This is a genomic window from uncultured Proteiniphilum sp. (assembly GCF_937873925.1).
In the GTDB taxonomy this organism is placed as follows: domain Bacteria; phylum Bacteroidota; class Bacteroidia; order Bacteroidales; family Dysgonomonadaceae; genus Proteiniphilum.
The window spans coordinates 42,785-59,968 of record NZ_CALNAT010000206.1; the positions used below are offsets into that span (position 1 = coordinate 42,785).

At 39.9% G+C, this 17,184-nt stretch carries 20 protein-coding genes and 1 pseudogene; 3 read left to right on the plus strand and 18 right to left on the minus strand.

All coding sequences use genetic code 11. From position 1 onward, the window contains the following. Positions 1-96: 96 nt before the first annotated feature. From Q0502_RS14110 to Q0502_RS14185, 16 genes and pseudogenes are all read right to left on the minus strand, one after another. Positions 97-348: a hypothetical protein gene (locus Q0502_RS14110; RefSeq protein ID WP_298651936.1), complete on the minus strand. Its 252-nt coding sequence runs from the start codon at positions 346-348 to the stop codon at positions 97-99. A 14-nt stretch (positions 349-362) separates the two neighbouring features. After that, positions 363-980, minus strand: coding sequence for a GNAT family N-acetyltransferase (locus Q0502_RS14115; RefSeq protein ID WP_298651939.1), 618 nt, complete (start codon positions 978-980; stop codon positions 363-365). A 203-nt stretch (positions 981-1,183) separates the two neighbouring features. Then, positions 1,184-1,717: a dihydrofolate reductase family protein gene (locus Q0502_RS14120; RefSeq protein WP_298651942.1), complete on the minus strand. Its 534-nt coding sequence runs from the start codon at positions 1,715-1,717 to the stop codon at positions 1,184-1,186. Positions 1,718-1,734: 17 nt separating this feature from the next. Further along, a pseudogene (gene arr, locus Q0502_RS14125) lies at positions 1,735-2,118 on the minus strand (NAD(+)--rifampin ADP-ribosyltransferase); the annotation flags it as partial. A 70-nt stretch (positions 2,119-2,188) separates the two neighbouring features. After that, the gene (locus Q0502_RS14130) at positions 2,189-2,824 is read right to left on the minus strand and encodes a hypothetical protein (protein ID WP_298651945.1); all 636 of its coding nucleotides are present in this window, start codon (positions 2,822-2,824) and stop codon (positions 2,189-2,191) included. 86 nt (positions 2,825-2,910) lie between these two features. Continuing rightward, positions 2,911-3,318, minus strand: a complete 408-nt coding sequence (locus Q0502_RS14135; RefSeq protein WP_298651948.1) for a GNAT family N-acetyltransferase — start codon at positions 3,316-3,318, stop codon at positions 2,911-2,913. A gap of 83 nt (positions 3,319-3,401) precedes the next feature. Beyond that, complete coding sequence (locus Q0502_RS14140; protein WP_298651951.1) at positions 3,402-3,857, minus strand: GNAT family N-acetyltransferase; 456 nt, start codon at positions 3,855-3,857, stop codon at positions 3,402-3,404. Between the two features lie 105 nt (positions 3,858-3,962). Further along, on the minus strand, positions 3,963-4,793 hold the full coding sequence (locus tag Q0502_RS14145) for a class I SAM-dependent methyltransferase (protein WP_298651954.1): 831 nt from the start codon (positions 4,791-4,793) through the stop codon (positions 3,963-3,965). Between the two features lie 84 nt (positions 4,794-4,877). After that, positions 4,878-5,327, minus strand: coding sequence for a GNAT family N-acetyltransferase (locus Q0502_RS14150; RefSeq protein ID WP_298651956.1), 450 nt, complete (start codon positions 5,325-5,327; stop codon positions 4,878-4,880). Positions 5,328-5,434: 107 nt separating this feature from the next. Further along, positions 5,435-5,824, minus strand: coding sequence for a VOC family protein (locus Q0502_RS14155; protein WP_298651959.1), 390 nt, complete (start codon positions 5,822-5,824; stop codon positions 5,435-5,437). Positions 5,825-5,939: 115 nt separating this feature from the next. After that, a complete protein-coding gene (locus Q0502_RS14160) occupies positions 5,940-6,752 on the minus strand; it encodes an alpha/beta hydrolase (RefSeq protein ID WP_298651962.1) in 813 nt (270 codons plus the stop codon). 272 nt (positions 6,753-7,024) lie between these two features. Further along, entirely contained in the window at positions 7,025-7,846 is an 822-nt protein-coding gene (locus Q0502_RS14165) for an aldo/keto reductase (RefSeq protein ID WP_298651965.1), read from the minus strand. Positions 7,847-7,873: 27 nt separating this feature from the next. Next, the gene (locus Q0502_RS14170) at positions 7,874-8,794 is read right to left on the minus strand and encodes a nitroreductase family protein (protein ID WP_298651967.1); all 921 of its coding nucleotides are present in this window, start codon (positions 8,792-8,794) and stop codon (positions 7,874-7,876) included. A gap of 503 nt (positions 8,795-9,297) precedes the next feature. Then, positions 9,298-10,185, minus strand: coding sequence for a GRP family sugar transporter (locus Q0502_RS14175; RefSeq protein ID WP_298651969.1), 888 nt, complete (start codon positions 10,183-10,185; stop codon positions 9,298-9,300). Positions 10,186-10,239: 54 nt separating this feature from the next. After that, complete coding sequence (locus Q0502_RS14180) at positions 10,240-10,734, minus strand: DUF1648 domain-containing protein (RefSeq protein ID WP_298651971.1); 495 nt, start codon at positions 10,732-10,734, stop codon at positions 10,240-10,242. Between the two features lie 13 nt (positions 10,735-10,747). Further along, positions 10,748-11,680, minus strand: a complete 933-nt coding sequence (locus Q0502_RS14185; RefSeq protein WP_298651974.1) for a DMT family transporter — start codon at positions 11,678-11,680, stop codon at positions 10,748-10,750. A gap of 161 nt (positions 11,681-11,841) precedes the next feature. On the opposite strand from Q0502_RS14185, the gene pta reads away from it, so the two are divergent. The 3 genes from pta (at position 11,842) to Q0502_RS14200 (ending at position 15,123) form a co-directional block, all read left to right on the plus strand. Then, on the plus strand, positions 11,842-12,855 hold the full coding sequence (gene pta, locus Q0502_RS14190; protein ID WP_298651977.1) for a phosphate acetyltransferase: 1,014 nt from the start codon (positions 11,842-11,844) through the stop codon (positions 12,853-12,855). Positions 12,856-12,868: 13 nt separating this feature from the next. After that, on the plus strand, positions 12,869-13,849 hold the full coding sequence (locus tag Q0502_RS14195; protein WP_298651980.1) for a 3-hydroxyacyl-CoA dehydrogenase family protein: 981 nt from the start codon (positions 12,869-12,871) through the stop codon (positions 13,847-13,849). A 71-nt stretch (positions 13,850-13,920) separates the two neighbouring features. Continuing rightward, positions 13,921-15,123 carry an acetate kinase gene (locus tag Q0502_RS14200; protein WP_298651983.1) on the plus strand — a complete coding sequence of 401 codons (1,203 nt, stop codon included), beginning with the start codon at positions 13,921-13,923 and terminating at the stop codon, positions 15,121-15,123. Positions 15,124-15,406: 283 nt separating this feature from the next. On the opposite strand, the gene Q0502_RS14205 is transcribed toward Q0502_RS14200, so the two are convergent. Then, positions 15,407-16,666 carry a S8 family serine peptidase gene (locus Q0502_RS14205; protein WP_298651986.1) on the minus strand — a complete coding sequence of 420 codons (1,260 nt, stop codon included), beginning with the start codon at positions 16,664-16,666 and terminating at the stop codon, positions 15,407-15,409. A gap of 9 nt (positions 16,667-16,675) precedes the next feature. Further along, on the minus strand, positions 16,676-17,184 hold a 509-nt coding region (locus Q0502_RS14210; protein WP_298651989.1), incomplete at its 5' end, for a hypothetical protein.

Consider the following 17,184-nt stretch of genomic DNA (forward strand, 5'->3'; position numbering starts at 1 on the left):
TTCTTTTCTCCTTAGAATTTTATCTCTTGTCTTTGTTGTCGGATGTCGTCTGTTACAATGGTCACTAACAGTTCGTGCTGTTGGCCACAGTTGCTTTTATCTTTGAACTCTCAAATATTTCCATTTAATCATTTGACTCATAAATACCAGGAATACTCCTGCAATCATAAATGGAAGCCATATGCTAATTATCGCATCTGCTCTAGCTAAATTAGCAATCATATAAATTAAAGCTGAAATCAAAATTACTACACCCAAGTATAGTATTGATTGGCTCGCAATTGAAACATAACGAGTATCCTTTAATGCTCGTTTTCTGTTTTTTGTCAGAAATCCTTTCTGTATCATAGTTTTGTTGTTTATTATTCAATAAGTTGTAAATATATTGAATATTTTTTTGTTACACCGTAATGCTTTCTTGTATCATTATCCGCATCATATTCCTTGAATACCCTGAATCCAAATCGCTCCCAAAAAGATAAACAACTTTTCTGGTCTGATTGCCACCCCTTTTCACAATCAGGTAAAACAGAATGTACTTCAAATCTTTTCCAACCGTTTGTTTTGGCCCAAGCTATTGATTCTTTTACTAACCGGCTTGATATTCCTTTGTGTAAATAATCTCCCTTTACTATGGTAAGGCAATTATGAATCAACGTTTTGTTAGTTAGGACGGAATCAAAGCCATAGCCATAAAACTTAATTTGGCTTGCTATCTCCTGCGGGAAAAAGTTATGGTAGGCAACAATTTTATCTTTATCCCAGGCTACAAATCCACATCCTCCATATGTGTTGATTGTCAGCTTATACAATTTCTCTAAAGCTTCTCTGTTATTTCTTTTGAAGTAATTCAGGCTCGGGCAACCCGTTTCAGGCAAATGAGAATTTGGGTCAAATGGCTCTGCTCCATTTAAACATCTGTCAGGAAGCCATTCGTCCAATTTTATGGGTCGTATTTCAATTGTATCAACAATCATCATAAATTAGTTCGTCTTTGGTCATTTGTCAAGTCATGTACCAACAATAGCCGGGAGCACCTTTTGATCTGAAAAGATTTTCAAAGTCACTCCAATTGGTTTTGTCAACAGGCTTCGTTTTTATGTTTTTGGGTGTCGTCATATGGTGAAGTCCATTTTTATCAGTCTATTGGCGGTTCGTTACCCCTCTATTAGTGTATTATCTATTATTTTTTCCGCTTGTAATGCAGTTGCGTTAGCCCCGTGTCGTAGGTTTTTACACTTACAAGTTCAAGTTGTTGTTCGGGTCTTCCCTCTTTGAAAAGTCGTATCCCGTTACCAACCAATATAGGGATAATTGAAATAATAAACTCGTCTATCAAGTCATTTTTCAAAAGTTCATTTATTATTTCCGCTCCACCGTCACAATAAATATTCTTTCCGTTTTCTGCTTTTAGTTGTTGTACTAATTCAGTTAGGTTTTTTGTATAGAATATTGTTCTTCCCACATTCGGCCTTTCTGTTCTCGTAATAACATACACATTTCTTTCTCCGTTATCATAGTAAGAAGGGCCAATTTCTTTAAGAACCCAATCGTAAGTTCTTCTGCCAAGAATTATGGTGTCAATAGTTTTGGTAAATTCCTTATAACCATAATCTTCACCCTCTTTTTCTACTACTTTCAAAAAACTAAGGTCGTCATTGGGCTTGGCAATGTATCCATCCAGACTTGTTGCTATATATATCGTCAATGTTCGCATTGTTCTTTTATTATTACTTAGTCCTCAATTGCTTCAATACCTTGTTCTGCAAGCTTTGCTAACCCTTCTTTCATTGCTTTGACTTGTTCCGGCGAATGTCCTTGCCATTTGGTAACTTCTCCCACAACCTTAGACGGATGTTTTGAACGGTAAGACATTGTTGGATTACCGGGAAATTTTTTGTCAGTCAAGTTAGGGTCGTCCTCGATTGCTCCTGTTGGTTCTACTAAATAAACTCTTTCCCGTCCTTCACCCAATGCAAGTTCAGCGCCCCAAACAGCAGCATCCAAAGTTGCTGTCAGATAGATATATTTCGCTTTATTATTTCGTCCATAGTTTGAGTTAATACCTGCTTCAATCAAGTCGCCAATTTTCAGGTCAGCTTTTGTCCCGTGAAAGTAAGTCTGAGAAAAAGGACTTTGAGCAGGAAATTTCCATTATGAACGTCATCCCGCCTATGCAAATACGATATTAGTAAACCTTTTTTTGATATTCGCATTCTTCAGCGTAACATTTTTCGATTATTGATTTCAACTCGTCATAATTTACGCTTTCAGTTAATTTTTGCAAAGAATTTAGTGTAATCGAAGTTTGGCTTCTCGTGTAATTGTCCAATTTGTAAGTCGGTAAAACATAAAATTCCCATTGTTCCAATTTCAGTGGGTCAATCATTTTTTGATCTCTTATTTTCAACAGGCAGAAAACATATAAATCAGCATGCCTTTTTGCTTCATCTCCTGACATTCCGGCATTTGGATCCCAATATCTAACCTTTCTAATTGAGAATGAAATTGCTGAAAAGTTTTTTTGATTCCAACTTTGGATGTAAGATGCAGACTTGATTTCGATTTTTATACCATTGTCTGTTTTTATGTCAAAGGCATCCCATTCGTCTCGTAGTCTTTTGGGATTCATTTCAACAGCAGTTCCAACAATGAATTCGGCAAAACGTCCTCTTGTAGCATTACTTAAAATATCAGAAACGCTCCATTGCCAAAATTCGAGAAGCGAATATCCGACACTTTTTTCGTTAAAAGTCAGATGTTCATTTCCAATCTTCGGTGTTGCTTTTATTGCAGTTAAATTCAGTCTGTTATTTTCTTCCATTCGATTATAGGATTAGAGTTTTGATAATATATCTACCAATGATCTGGATTATATATATTGGATTTTAACTCGTTGTCAAAATTTACCTATGTCCATAGTGAAGTTATAAACATCGGTACTTTTTCATCTCCGATTTCAAACCCCATATTTTTATAAAATGGCATTTCTTTCTCATAAGCAATTAATACAATTCTTAGATAATCCTTATATTTGTTTTTGACATAGTTTACTAAACTTTTTCCAATTCCTTTCCCTTGAAATTCAGGGTTTATCAATAAATAATGCACGTAGGCTGTCATAATTCCGTCATCTAACACATTAATAAGTCCTACTAATCTTTCTCCATCCCAAGCTGTGAAAACAGAAGAAGAGTTTTCCATTGCAATTACCAACTTATCAGGATAATTGCCCGAAGACCAATTCACCGAAAGAAATAAGTCTTTTAATTCATTTTCCGAGAAGTTTTTAGTTGTTTTGTATTGAATTTCCTTCATATTTATAAACCTGTTTTGTTGAGTTTTCGTATCCCGCTTGCCTATAACGGTGTATTATTTATGAATTCGAATGTTCCTTTCCTTTAATATAGCCTTTTGGCAAAACAAAGGCTTTTTTCCATACCTTCATATTGTCCGTAATTGGGAATTTGAATGTAATTGTTCTTTTTATAGAGTCCTATAGCTTCAGGCAACATAGTCCCTGTTTCCAAAATGCTTTTTTTATATCCTAACTCTTTTGCCCAGGTTTCTAATTCTATCAATATTTTAGTTCCAACTCCTTCTTTCCGTGTATTATGGGATACGAACATTCTTTTTATTTCGATTGTATCGTGGTCATATTTTCGTATTGCACCACAACCGATAGCTTTTTTGTCAATATATACAACAATTACGTGTTTTATGGATTCAAGCTTATTGTATTGTTTGCATTCAGAATGAGCTTTTTCGTCTGCACATGTCAAATGATCCTCCAATTCAGAAACTAACTTACGAAAATCTTCATTTTCAGAATTTGTCCGTTCAACTTCAATTGTCATATCTTGTTCTGTATTAAATTTCTCAAATAAAACTCCCCTTCAATTTACGCACCTATAACATATTGATAAATAAAGAATTGATTACGAACCTTTAATTACATTAATTCATTCTTTTGTTGCGTTTATCAATACAAACGGAATACTCAATTTCAGTTTTCCCAATAATTGGGCTTGTTGATTCAATTTTTCTTCAATAATATCAAAAATCTTTTCGACTGACTCAACTGGTAAAAGTTTTCTCCATGACCCCATAAATGCAATTCGTATAAAATAATGATTCAACATAGCTGTTCCATCTGAAAACAAATAATTAAATTGATCGTATTCCAAATCTTTTATTCTAAAACCATTCTCCTGTAGTTTATATGTTATAGTTTTAACATCGGGACGTTTTTGAGAAATGTGCTGATTGACAGATTCTATCTCTTTTTGTAAGCCGAGTTCGGCAAGAGTTTTTTTCAATGTATCATAGAACTCAAACATACTTGTATCTAAGTTCATCGTTTGAACGAATTGGCCTTTTTTCTTTATGATTCTGGCACATTCACGAAATACTTGATCTATGTCATTCACATTATTCGTCCCATTATTACTGGTTATGAGATCTATAGAGTTGTCTTTTAATGGTATTGACTCTGCTACTCCATCAATAATGGTTACATTATCGATGCCAAATATTTCCAATTTTTTCTTTGTCCGCTCAACAGCTTCTTTCCAAGGGTCTATTCCGTAAACGATGGAACTATTCCCCAGTCGCATCGCTATTTCGGTAAGTGGGAAACCTGTTCCAAAACCAATATCAACAGCCGAAATATTGAGTTTATAATCAATATAATCAAGTAATTTTAATCCAAATGGGGCAGACCAAATGGGTAATTCGTCTCCTACATCAGCATATTTAGCCAAATCATAATCGTCCTCTGCATATTTTTTCATTGTTAAAACTGATTTTGTGTTTGTTTCGTTTGCCCACACTTAATGTCCGGCAGTTGAGACTAAGCATCTGATTGTTGGTAGTATTTATTTCAATGATTTCTTAAATCCTTTATGTGAGGTGGAATTAAACCCAACTCTTTCGTAAAACCCGACGGTTTCCTTTCTATCGGTTTCAGTGATAAATATTATTTGTGAACAATTTTTTTCTTTGCCAATTTTTTCAAGTTCACTTAATAATTCCCGACCAACACCTTTTCCTCGAGAATTTTCAGCAACCACAAAATTTTCCATTACTAAAAAAGGGGTACATTCTCCATAGAGTTCTTCACAAATTACTCCTTGAATTGTTCCTATGACTTTTCCACTTTCTTCCGCACATAAAAATATATAGTTTGGATTTTTTGAAATCTCCGAAAATTTTTGCTTCATCTTGGAAAGGTTCATTTTGCCATTCCAAAATAGAGTGTAAAGATGGGCAACTTCATCTAAATCATTTTCTTTTATATTTCGAATTTTGTAATTATAGTTGTCCATATTTATATGTAGAACTAATTTTTATAAAGTCGTTATTATCTGCTGATAACGGGCTGACAGTTTGGCGACGTAAGGGAGATCGGTCTATAGTGACGTGAATATAAATATTAGCCAACGACAAAACAAAACGGATGCCCCACAGGGTCAATCATGACCGTCCACTCATTACAATACTGGGTGTCCGCCTTCGTTGCTCCACATGAAATTGCGTGGTTCACAGCACGTTCCATATCTTCCTTACTTTGTATCGTAAAGTCGATATGCAACATCTGCTGCTGTGCATCAGGCTGTTCCGGCCAAACAGGCGGAATGTAGTCTGTGTTGGTTTGAAAGGCAATCTTAACACCGCCCGACAGAGAACGAATGTCCAGAAAATCTCCTTCTTCTACAAAATCCTTTTCCCATCCAAGCATCCGAATATAAAAATCAGACAAAGCTTGAATATCGGGACAATCAAGTACAATTGATTTCAATTTGATTATGGGTATATTATTCATATACTGCTCCTTTCCACTTTATAAATTTCTCATTATAACCAAACTATATTTAGTATAACCAATACGATGTTATCAGGTCGTTGTTTTTGATACACTCAATTTACCGTAACTATTGTTATATACCCTCCCCTTTTTTGTTAAGAAACTTTTCAATCATTGGTACAACAAGGTCGCTTTCTTTAAAGTCGGGTTTCAACGTTGTTATCTCTCCGATGTATTCTCCGTGTCCGCCCGGAATTATTGCTAATTCGGAGCCGACAATTTGTCTGTGCAATTCAATAGCGTGTTCAGGCGTAATAACGTCTTTGTCACCTATTATGATTAGTGTGGGTGCCTTAATGGATTCGATTTGCCCGTCCGGAATATTTTTGAAGTTTACCATTCTTTTTGCATCTCTGTCATGCATTATTTGTAAACCATTCATGTCGGGTGCAACTTGTTTGTATGCAACTTTCAGTTGCTCGGGCATATTTTCCAATTTTGCTTGTTTCATAAAATCCCAAAACCATGCGGGAACTCCGTTGCGTTTGGTAAGTGCAGATCCCAAAATGATTTTGTCAACTATTTCGGGGTGACGAATGGCAATTTGTAAAGTAGTTGTCCCCCCGTTACTGAAACCAAAAAAGTCGGCCTTGTCAATATTTAAATTTTTGAGAAGTGTAACAATGTCGTCCGCATCTTGTTCAAATGATAAGTCTGCGTTTCTGTCGTTTGTCCGTCCGTGAGCCTGCAATTCAACAGCAATTACTTTTCTGTTTTTTGCGAATAACGGAATGACTTTTTCAAAAGTTGTCTGAATAGTTGAACCACCACCGTGAATGAGAACAAGCGGTTTGCCTTGTCCGTAAATTTCATAATACATTTTCAAACCATTCACTTCTGAATATCCACTGCTAGAAGTCAGTTTATCTGTTGTTGCCGTTCCCATTTTGTCTGCTCCTATTTTTCTTCATTACATGATGTCAAAGTAAAAAATACAATTATTTGTTTCATTTCTGCCGTCCGTTTATTGCATGTTTGTCGTCTGTTACAATGACCGCCAACGAGTGAGTGTTGGCTGCTATAGTTTTTCTGTACTTATAATTCCTGTTTTGCCGCCAACGTCAAATTTAGCAAATTTTATTCTCCTTCACATCTTGATGTTATCCTAAAAAATTAATCGGTTCGTCTGTACGCAGGGACATATATCTTGCAACTTGTTTACTTCACCCTTCTATCAGGGTCATGACCAACCCTTTGTCCTTCATCAAGTGCGCAGATAGCCTGCATGTCTTCTTCGCTGATCTCAAAATCGAAGATTCTCTTATTCTCCAAAATCCTTTCGGGGTGCGTTGATTTTGGAATGGTAACTACTCCCATTTGAATATTCCAACGCAGAACAATCTGTGCAATTGTGCGTCCGTATTTTTCTGCCATTTCTGCCAACAAGGGAATACTGAATATTTTTCCCTGCATTAACGGACTATATGCTTCGTATTGTATTTGCTGTTTCTTACAGTATTCAAGCAGAGGAGTCTGTAATAATCGAGGATGAAACTCAATTTGATTGACCATCGGTTTTATTTCGCATTCGGCAAGCAGTAAGTCCAAATGGTGAATATGAAAGTTGGATACACCAATAGCACGAACACGCTTTTCACGGTATAATTTCTCCATGGCTTTCCACGTCTCTTTGTTTTTATAATTAGGCCAATGAATAAGATAAAGGTCAAGATAATCAACTCCAAGCCGTTTTAAACTTATGTCGAAGGCTTTGAGCGTATTTTCATATCCTGAATCGGAACCCCACACCTTGTCGGTGAGAAAAATTTCACTTCGGCCAACTCCGCTTTGGCGAATCCCTTCACCCACGCCAATTTCGTTCTTGTAGTAAGCTGCCGTATCAACATGGCGGTATCCCGATTCCAATGCTTTTCTAACCGACTGTATGACAACCTTTCCGTCGGGTATCTTGAAGGTTCCGAATCCAAGCATCGGCATTTTAATGCCGTTGTTCAAAGTTGCATGAAGTTGAATGTGCATAAAAAAATCTTTTGCGATGTCACCAATTTAATTCATCACCGAGGCTGAGGCAAACGTTCTTTTGATACCTTTTCTATATTTCACCCCCGGATATCCGAAAACAACAAATATTCCTTCCCTGCTGGCATATTTTATTCCATGCTTTTCCCTGAACCTTTTTGCTTGTTTGCCACTTTGAATTAAAGGATGCACTCCTCCCAGCATGCAGGTCCCTAATCCTAAAGATTCTGCCGCATACATTGCTGTTGTTGCAGCAACAATCGGGTCAGCAGGATCAGTATAAGGTGAACCATAAAAATACATGGCTAAAGGGGCATCGTAGTTGACCAGGTTAACTCCTTCCCTGATATTATGAATGTATATATCGAAAAGTGGTTTTACAAAACCTTCGAACATTTCATCGTTTGCTTTGCCCCAAAACGGACGCATTATCGTTAAGAACCATTTGGAAACAAGCCATCTCATTCCGGTGAGATATTCGCAAAAATCAACGGCAAACTTTCTTGTTTTTTCTTTACTGTCAAGAATCAGGACATTTACATCAGAAGGGGGGAGCCCCATTGGAGAGGTGCTCGCAGCATCAAGTATTTTTTCAACGATTTCAGGTTCTACTTCTTTGTCAAGAAATTCCCTTATACTTCTCCTTCTCCGGAATAAGGCAAGTAATTGTCCATAATTTGCGGCGCTCGTTTCAGGCGGTAAATCAAATAAATCCTCCCTGGATAATTCCCTGCCGGATATTTCAATTGCGCCCACCGGACAAATGGCCATACAATGCCCGCAGCCAATACACCCAAATGCCGGAGTATTGCTGATTTTTACTTTATTATCTTCAAGATAAAGGCTGAAATCTTTACAAACCTGTACACATTGTCCGCAACCGGTACACTTCTCACTGTGTATGCGTATTTCTGCTTTTTCTTTTGTTCTTGATGTTGGTATAGCCATTTTGGGTATTCATTATTTTTATCCTTTAGTCGCTTGTCCAATCTGTCTGATTTTCCTGTGAAGATCAACCAGTCCTTTCGTTTATCTCAATTATTCTTTCTTCAATATTTGTGGTATTATCTAATGCTATAGTTGTCGTCTGAATACTATAAATAACCCAATAACCTGCACAGTTGAGTCTGCCATATTGATTTGTCCAAATACTGTATTTCCTGCTACAAGAAGTAAAATCGCTAATAATGTTTTTTCATTTTCTATGTCGTTTTAAATGGTGTATAAAGGAGTACTTGCGAAGTGCGGGAGAAATTGGACGAATCATTCAATTTGAACCGGAACTAAACTGATGCTCTTTCTATTACGCAAATATACATGATAAAAATGGATTATCACAAATTCATATAAAATTGCGTAATGTAATAGAAAAGTGTCGACAATAAAAAAACGAGATTTTCAATCCTACTTTTCACCCTGCATTTTACAAATGCAAAGTGGCACACAACTTCTTAATTTTTAAGCAATATAATCAAGACGGAACCAACTACCATGATTATTGAGCCGATAATTTTTTTCCCGATCTCCTTTTCCTGAAAAAACTTATATCCAAAAATAACACTTACAATGATTGAAAGCTGAAAAAGTGACAGCGCGTAGCCAACAGCCATATGGTCAAAAGTGTAATTTGTAGTAAATTGCGCTGTTCCAATACAAGCAATTAAGAGTAAAAATTTCTTCAGATTCTTCGGTTTAAGTGTTCTCCTGAATTCTGTTTTAAGTCTGATCTTATAGAGAAACAGCACAATAAAAGAAAAGAAAGCTCCGAAGATACACCAGCTCATAAACGCCAACATAGTCGAAGATGCTAAAATTACTTTCTTTATGAAAACAGCTTCAATAGCCGTAAGTATCATTGCCCAAATTCTGAATTGAATTTCAGGCTTTTTCAAAAGTTTCCAGGAGAATCTTTCATCAGTTGTATCTAAAACATAGTAACTTCCATAAATAATAAGGGCTATTCCTGTTATTCCCCAAATATTCGGTATTTCTGAAAGCAAAAATATGCCGACAATTATTCCAATAACCGATTTGTATGAATTGATAGGGCCAAGCACCGATAAATCACCCATTTGAAGTGCTTTCACAAGAAAACCATTACCAACAGCGCCTGCAATTCCTCCTAAAATTGAGTATAGCCAGAAATCTTTTCCAAGAGAGGGGATCTTTATAAAATATAGAAGAGTGCAACAAAATATGGAGAGTAAGAAATAGGTTAAAAAGTTAACTATTAATGGATTATTTCCTTTTGTTGTTAATTGCTTTTGATAGACATTTGCCAAAGGGTTAGAGACTACTCTTAAGACAACAGCGATTATAACTAAAGCTAGTCCTGTCATTTAGTATATTCTTTTTTTGATTTCCCATTCCATTGTCAGAAGATATTTATTCATTTACTGCCTTATTGAATTTATCAGATAATATGCTACCGGAATAAAAAATAGCCCTATTGTTAAAGGTAGGAACCAAACTCCAAGTCCGTCTACTGTTTCATTTACGTGCTGTATCGTCCTGAACACAATAAGCCCGAAAACTACAACAAATAATAATTTTAAAAGTCTGATCATCCGAGTTGCATTGGAGTATTGTCGAAACGCATTTTCTTCCGTAATAGGAGTAAAATAATTAAAAATTCGGGGATATTTATTGAGTATTGTCAGTCCGATAAAAAATAGGGTCGAAACAATTGGCAATGTTAAAATGTGACTCCTGTCCCCAAATCCATCCGCTTCTCCGGCACCATTGTAATGAATAGGAATTTGTTCGGGCAATTTCTCATAATTCATTAATGTCAAAACCCAAATCCCGACGACAGCAGTCCAACCGATAATTTCGATTATTTTATCAGTCGTAGTTAAATTGATTTTTACTTTCGGACGATCTTTCATTTATGGATCAAAGTTATATTTTTTTATTCACATCATCTTTTTTCAACACATTCACACCGATAATCCCGACCAGGACCATTATACCGCCGATGATATGGTAAACATGAAGCGTCTCATTCAAAAACAGCATGCCGCTGAAAACCGCGATCACGGGACTGAAATTATTGAAAATGGATACCTGCGATGCCGGGATCACTGTTAAAGCGCTGTTGGTGAGGAATGAGGTCAGGAACGAGGAAAGAACACCCAGATAAAGTATTGTCCACAAAAACTCACTGTTATTAAACGCGGCGAAGTAAAGCGACAGCGTACCCGAATTCAGATGGGCAGTTACAGCGATCAGGTTAAATACTATGCAGGCGGTTACGGTCATGAAAAATGTAATGTCCATGGCGTTGAACTGCTGTGTAACCTTCCTGCCTAATACAAAATAGATAGCCATGGATACCACAGAGAGAAGGATGAAAAAATCACCTTTCAGCGTTTCGCTATTTATTTCTCCCAGTCCGTTCTTATACATTATATACACAACACCACCCACCGACAACAGGACAAAGATAATTTGCCAAAACGAGCTTTTCTCTTTCAGGAATATGGACGCCAGAATAACCGTGAAAATAGGGGCAGTCGCCGATAAAATACCTGCTTCGGAAGCGGTGGTGAATTGCAGTCCGATTGTCTGCATCGAAAAAAGTAACAACGGATAAAAGAGGGATAACGCAAGCAAAGGGAATATCCTTTTCCGGTCAATAACGGGCCATCCTTTCCGACGAAACAGATAAAAAAAGAACAAACCGACAGTTGCTGCCGTAAAACGATGCGCCAGTAAGTCGATGGCCGATGTATGCCGCAACGCTATCTTTACAAAGATAAAAGAAAAACCGATAATGACGGTCATCAGCGTGAGACCGGCATAGGCCGCTACTTCCTTCTTTGCTCGTTTCATACAGCAAAGGTAGTATAGAAGTTTTTATAACCAAAACCATTGTCATTTTGCTACTCCATGTACGCTTTTTTTCGTACTTTTGCGGAAAAATTTGTATATTCTGAAATCGCAACCCGATCGGAATTGAAAAAACCAGAACAAACATCCAACTTTAGTGAATAATGAACTTACTTGACAGTTTAATCGAAAGGGCAAAAGCGGACAAACAACGTATCGTACTGCCTGAAGGTAGCGAAAAGCGGACTCTTACGGCGGCCGACCAACTGCTTCGTGACGGCGTGGCGGAAATCATCCTGCTGGGAGAGCCCACAGAGATCCGGGAGCTTGCCCAAGAACTGGGGCTCCTCCATATCGGAAAAGCACGGATCATCGATCCGAAAGAGCACGAGAAAAAAGAGGTGTATGCCCACCTCCTCACCGAACTGCGCAAAAAGAAAGGGATGACCTACGAGCAGGCGTCTCAGTTAGTGGAAGATCCGCTATATCTGGCCTGCCTGATGATCAGCGCCGGAGATGCCGACGGTGAGATCGCCGGTGCGGCAAACACCACGGGCGATGTACTCCGTCCCGCACTACAGATCATCAAAACCCCACCCGGAGTGAAGGTCGTGTCAGGGGCATTCATCATGTTCACACAAACACCGCAATATGGGGAAAACGGTACGCTTCTTTTCGCCGATTGCGCCGTAATGCCCAACCCTACTGCCGAAGAACTGGCATCCATCGCGGTCGCTTCGGCACAGACGATGAAAAGCCTGGCAGGAGTGGAGCCCCGTGTGGCTATGCTTAGCTTCTCCACCAAAGGGAGCGCCGAACACGAGATGATTGACAAGGTACGCGAAGCGACCCGCATCGCCAAAGAGATAGACCCGGAACTGCAGATAGATGGTGAACTGCAGGCAGATGCCGCCCTTGTCCCTGCCGTGGGAGCAAGCAAAGCGCCGGGAAGCCCCATCGCCGGAAAAGCCAACGTACTGGTTTTCCCTACGCTCGAAGCGGGGAATATCGGTTATAAGTTGGTACAGCGGCTGGGGAACGCAGAGGCCGTAGGCCCGGTACTGCAGGGGATGGCGGCTCCGGTGAACGACCTTTCACGCGGCTGCTCGGTAGAAGATATTTACAACATGGTAACCATCACGGCCAATCAGGCTATCGGATTAAAACAAAATAAATAGTCGCCCAATATATATGAGTGAAATAATTATAGAACCTATTGAGAAGTACGGACTTATTATCTCTACCGAAAGTAAGAATAAACCGCTGTTTTCAAAGATCGGCGTGGTAGGTGCCGGAAAAGAGGGACGAACCATCATCAATATGGCTGCGACAGCGGGTATGGAAGTAGTTTTTCTGGATGAATCACAGGAGCGGATCGATTTTGTGGTAGGTGAGCTGGAAAAGATCATGGATCAGAAGATCAGCAGTTGGGGATTGACCCCATCGGAAAAGAAGATCATCATGAACCGTATCACCCCCACCCTCCTATACGAAGATTTCAAAGGCTGTGACCTGGTGATTGAGTGTACGCGGTATTCGGAAAGCGGCCGCCGTAGTACGCCGCTGCGGAAGAATATCTTCAAAAGGCTGGAAGAGATACTGGAGGAGGATGCCATTATCGCCTCCAACGGATCTACCGTGATCATCAGCGAACTGGCTGCCGATCTTGATCACAAGGAGCGCTGCGTAAGCCTCTATTTCCCGGTGTCGCATCCCGATGCCCGCATTCTGGAGATAGTAAGTGGTATGTATACATCGGAGGAGGTCTATCACAAGATGGAGATCTTCGCTAAATTGATCAACTACAAGCCTCATCGTATCAACGAAAGCAATGGCAACGTGAGTCTTCGCATGCTGGTGGCTATGCTTAATGAGGCTTGCCAGATCCTGTTGGAAGGGGTTAGTTCCATCGAAGATATTGAAGAGACCTTTACTATCATTTACGGGCAACGCTACGGTATTTTCCGCATAGCCGATATTGTGGGCATAGAACGTCTTGTAACCCTCATGGAAGCTATGTTCAACGATTTCGGGGAGAAACATTACAAACCCAATCCTATTTTGTGGAAACTGTATCGCTCCAATCAGTTGGGTATACGTACGGGAAAAGGGTTCTATATTTATGATGAGGACGGGAACCCGGTTTCAGCAAACAAAACACTGTTTAATTAGAATCCCGACACAAGAATCAGGAGTCAAGACATAAAAGTCTGAATAATTTTGAAATAAGGAATAAAGAAAAGATGAAGATACTGGTCTTAAATTGCGGAAGTTCATCCATCAAATACAAGCTTTTCGAAATGGAAAGCAAAGAGGTGATTGCCCAGGGAGGCGTTGAAAAAATCGGGATGAAAGGATCTTTCCTTAAATTCACACTTCCCGCAGGACAAAAAGTAATGCTGGAAGGGGAGATCCTTGAACATCGTGCCGGTATTGAATATATTCTGGGCGTCCTGCTCAGTGAAAAATACGGCTGCATCAAATCGCTGGACGAAATAGAGGCAGTGGGACACCGTGTAGTGCATGGCGGTGAACGTTTTAATTCGAGCGTACTCATCACCGAGGAGGTGATCGAAATTCTCAACCAAAGTATCGAACTGGCGCCGCTGCATAATCCCCCCAACCTGAAAGGTATTTACGCGATCCAGGAACTGATGCCCGATACACCACAGGTAGCCGTCTTCGATACCGCCTTCCATCAGACTATGCCCGATTATGCCTACATGTACGGGATCCCCTATTCGTTGTACGAAAAATACGGTATCCGCCGGTACGGGTTTCACGGCACCAGTCATCGCTACGTCTCCGCGCGGGCATGCGAGTTCCTGGGTGTTCCTTACGAAGAGCAACGCATCATCACCGCTCATATCGGTAACGGCGGATCGGTCGCTGCCATTAAAAACGGGAAATCCATCGATACCAGCATGGGGATGACTCCCGTGGAAGGGCTGATCATGGGGACCCGGTCGGGCGATGTGGATCCCGGAGTGATCTCCTACATCATGGAAAAAGAACATATGGGTACCAAGGGAATATCTACCCTGCTGAACAAATTCTCCGGCGTACTCGGTATTTCCGGAATTTCTTCCGACATGCGCGAGATCGATGCCGCTATCGGGGAGGGAAATAAACGGGCTGCCCTGGCGATGGATACCTACAATTACCGTATCAAGAAATATATCGGGTCCTACGCTGCCGTTTTGGGCGGCGTAGATATCCTGGCCTTTACAGGGGGTGTGGGTGAAAATCAGGCCGTCACACGAAAAGATGTGTGCAAAAACATGGAATTCATGGGGATAGAGTTGGATGAGGAACTGAATGCTTCGGTACGCGCCAAAGAAGTGGTGATCAGTAGACCTTCCTCCAGAGTGAAAGTACTGATCATCCCTACCGATGAAGAACTGACCATCGCGAAGGATACGATAAAGATACTGCAGGGAGGATAAACTTTTCCTCCCCCTGTTTAATAAAAGCCCCGGTAGAGCAGCGGGGCTTTATCGTTCAAAAGCAGAGTATTACGATTGAATGAAGAAATCGTTTTTTTCTTCTTCAACGGTAACGAAAAAATCGAAACTGGTTCCGGATATCTTTTTCTCTGTTTTAAACTTTATGATTTTCAACTTCGGATAATAATCGAGTATTATTATTCCCGAGTCTGATAATTTTTTTTTGATCTTGGTGAAAGATATTCCGTCTTTTAAAACACCAAAGTAAGTAGTCATATCCATATCAATGTATTGCCTGAATTAACCCTTTGCCGATATCCCTGTATTTCAAGCCTTCAATGGGTTTTGCCCTGCTTTCCAGCAGCTCCCAGATCTCTTTGGCGCTTACCTCGGGGAACTGTTCCATATAAAGTGCCGCTAAACCCGAAACGTGCGGTGTGGCCATGCTTGTTCCGCTTAACAGCACATAATTGCCGAAGCTTCCGTTCTTTCGGGAATAAGAACTCAATATATCCACACCCGGCGCACAAACATTGATATTTCCACCCGTACCTGCATTGATCCCGGCATTGGAAAATCTGGCAATCCTCATTTGATTGTCTATTGCCGCTACAGCCATAATGGAAAGCGAGTTGGCAGGTGCGGAGACGGGAACGGGCAGGGAAGGCCGTTTGCTGTCATTACCGGCGGCAGCTATGATAAGACAGTTATTTTCCAGAGCTCTGTTACCGACAACCTCGAAAAGCAGGGAAGGCTTTTCATTCAATTTTACAGGAGAGGCCAGGGACAGGGAAATGATCCTGAACTTTTTGGTAATTGCCCAATCTATAGCGTCAATGATACTGCCGGTCGTCCCCTTTCCGCTATCGGAGAGCACCTTCCCGATTTTCAGGTTACAATCTTTGGCAATGCCGTAACGTTTACCCGTATCGTTCCTTACATTCCCGCAGGCAATACCGGCACAATGGGTCCCATGACCGTTCGGGTCTTTATTCCAATCCTCCCCTTCAATAAAAGATTTCCCCTCTATTTCCCTGTCTGCGAAATCGGGATGCAATACATCAAAACCTGTGTCCAGGATACAAACGTCAACCCCTTTGCCTGAAAATTGTGTCTCCCCTATTCCAATAGCTTTTAATCCCCACTCTAACTCCGTAAGGGATGTCTGCGGGATAGGTTTTTTCCGGATGAAGTCCTCCAGTTCCAGAATTTTATTTTTTAACTGATCGACCCCTACCTTCAAACCATCGATAAGCACCATTTCATCCGCAGGAAAGAAATCCCTCTCCTTTTCAAAATAAACAATCGGGCTCTTATTATCTATGAGTGACCTTGTCAGCTGATGTTCATCTACATCATCGACCACTACCGCTCCGAGATTTTTATAAAGAACGGCATTATAATTATCGATAATATCAAACGACCTGTTCTCTTTTGAGAGGTTCTCCGAAGATGTAATGCTTACGGAAAACTCTTTTTCCACATTCTGGATCGATGACTGATTTTGATCGTTCAGTAAAACGATATATCTGTTTTTGGACATAATTTTGTTTTATTGAGAGGTAATTCGGGAAATAATTTCTTCGAGGAGCATGTAAATATCTTCCGGGATTAAGTTCGTATGCAATTTTTTATTGATTACGGAAATAGACCCATTTTGCGATAGGAGGGAGTTCCAGAAAACCTCAATTTTCTGAAGGGAATCCAGATCATTCAGTTTCTCATCTGTTAAGAATCCCTGCTGACAAAGGTTTAAAATTAAATTAGACAAGATTTCTTTCCCTTCTTCGAGTCTCGAGATCTCCTTTTTATAAATTTCCTGTAACATCGAATCCAGGCTTTCTGTTCCGATGTAAGAAAAACCCCACCATAACTCCCTCTTCCCTGAAGTAACCTTTTCCATTTTTGAAGGATCAAACCCTCTTTTCACGGAATGGAGCATATTGATCACCTTCAGTACTTCCGCTTCCTTGGCGCTTTCCCCCCTGTTTTTAAAATAATCCGATAATTTATTCAGAAAAGTGGTAAATTGCTGTTCAAAGTCGAACGACCTGCCAGCGT

Bases quoted from the DNA above. Each gene is read 5' to 3' on its own strand.
- Q0502_RS14110 (WP_298651936.1), bottom strand. From the start codon at position 348: ATGATACAGAAAGGATTTCTGACAAAAAACAGAAAACGAGCATTAAAG.
- Q0502_RS14115 (WP_298651939.1), bottom strand. From the start codon at position 980: ATGATGATTGTTGATACAATTGAAATACGACCCATAAAATTGGACGAA.
- Q0502_RS14120 (WP_298651942.1), bottom strand. From the start codon at position 1,717: ATGCGAACATTGACGATATATATAGCAACAAGTCTGGATGGATACATT.
- Q0502_RS14130 (WP_298651945.1), bottom strand. From the start codon at position 2,824: ATGGAAGAAAATAACAGACTGAATTTAACTGCAATAAAAGCAACACCG.
- Q0502_RS14135 (WP_298651948.1), bottom strand. From the start codon at position 3,318: ATGAAGGAAATTCAATACAAAACAACTAAAAACTTCTCGGAAAATGAA.
- Q0502_RS14140 (WP_298651951.1), bottom strand. From the start codon at position 3,857: ATGACAATTGAAGTTGAACGGACAAATTCTGAAAATGAAGATTTTCGT.
- Q0502_RS14145 (WP_298651954.1), bottom strand. From the start codon at position 4,793: ATGAAAAAATATGCAGAGGACGATTATGATTTGGCTAAATATGCTGAT.
- Q0502_RS14150 (WP_298651956.1), bottom strand. From the start codon at position 5,327: ATGGACAACTATAATTACAAAATTCGAAATATAAAAGAAAATGATTTA.
- Q0502_RS14155 (WP_298651959.1), bottom strand. From the start codon at position 5,824: ATGAATAATATACCCATAATCAAATTGAAATCAATTGTACTTGATTGT.
- Q0502_RS14160 (WP_298651962.1), bottom strand. From the start codon at position 6,752: ATGGGAACGGCAACAACAGATAAACTGACTTCTAGCAGTGGATATTCA.
- Q0502_RS14165 (WP_298651965.1), bottom strand. From the start codon at position 7,846: ATGCACATTCAACTTCATGCAACTTTGAACAACGGCATTAAAATGCCG.
- Q0502_RS14170 (WP_298651967.1), bottom strand. From the start codon at position 8,794: ATGGCTATACCAACATCAAGAACAAAAGAAAAAGCAGAAATACGCATA.
- Q0502_RS14175 (WP_298651969.1), bottom strand. From the start codon at position 10,185: ATGACAGGACTAGCTTTAGTTATAATCGCTGTTGTCTTAAGAGTAGTC.
- Q0502_RS14180 (WP_298651971.1), bottom strand. From the start codon at position 10,734: ATGAAAGATCGTCCGAAAGTAAAAATCAATTTAACTACGACTGATAAA.
- Q0502_RS14185 (WP_298651974.1), bottom strand. From the start codon at position 11,680: ATGAAACGAGCAAAGAAGGAAGTAGCGGCCTATGCCGGTCTCACGCTG.
- pta (WP_298651977.1), top strand. From the start codon at position 11,842: ATGAACTTACTTGACAGTTTAATCGAAAGGGCAAAAGCGGACAAACAA.
- Q0502_RS14195 (WP_298651980.1), top strand. From the start codon at position 12,869: ATGAGTGAAATAATTATAGAACCTATTGAGAAGTACGGACTTATTATC.
- Q0502_RS14200 (WP_298651983.1), top strand. From the start codon at position 13,921: ATGAAGATACTGGTCTTAAATTGCGGAAGTTCATCCATCAAATACAAG.
- Q0502_RS14205 (WP_298651986.1), bottom strand. From the start codon at position 16,666: ATGTCCAAAAACAGATATATCGTTTTACTGAACGATCAAAATCAGTCA.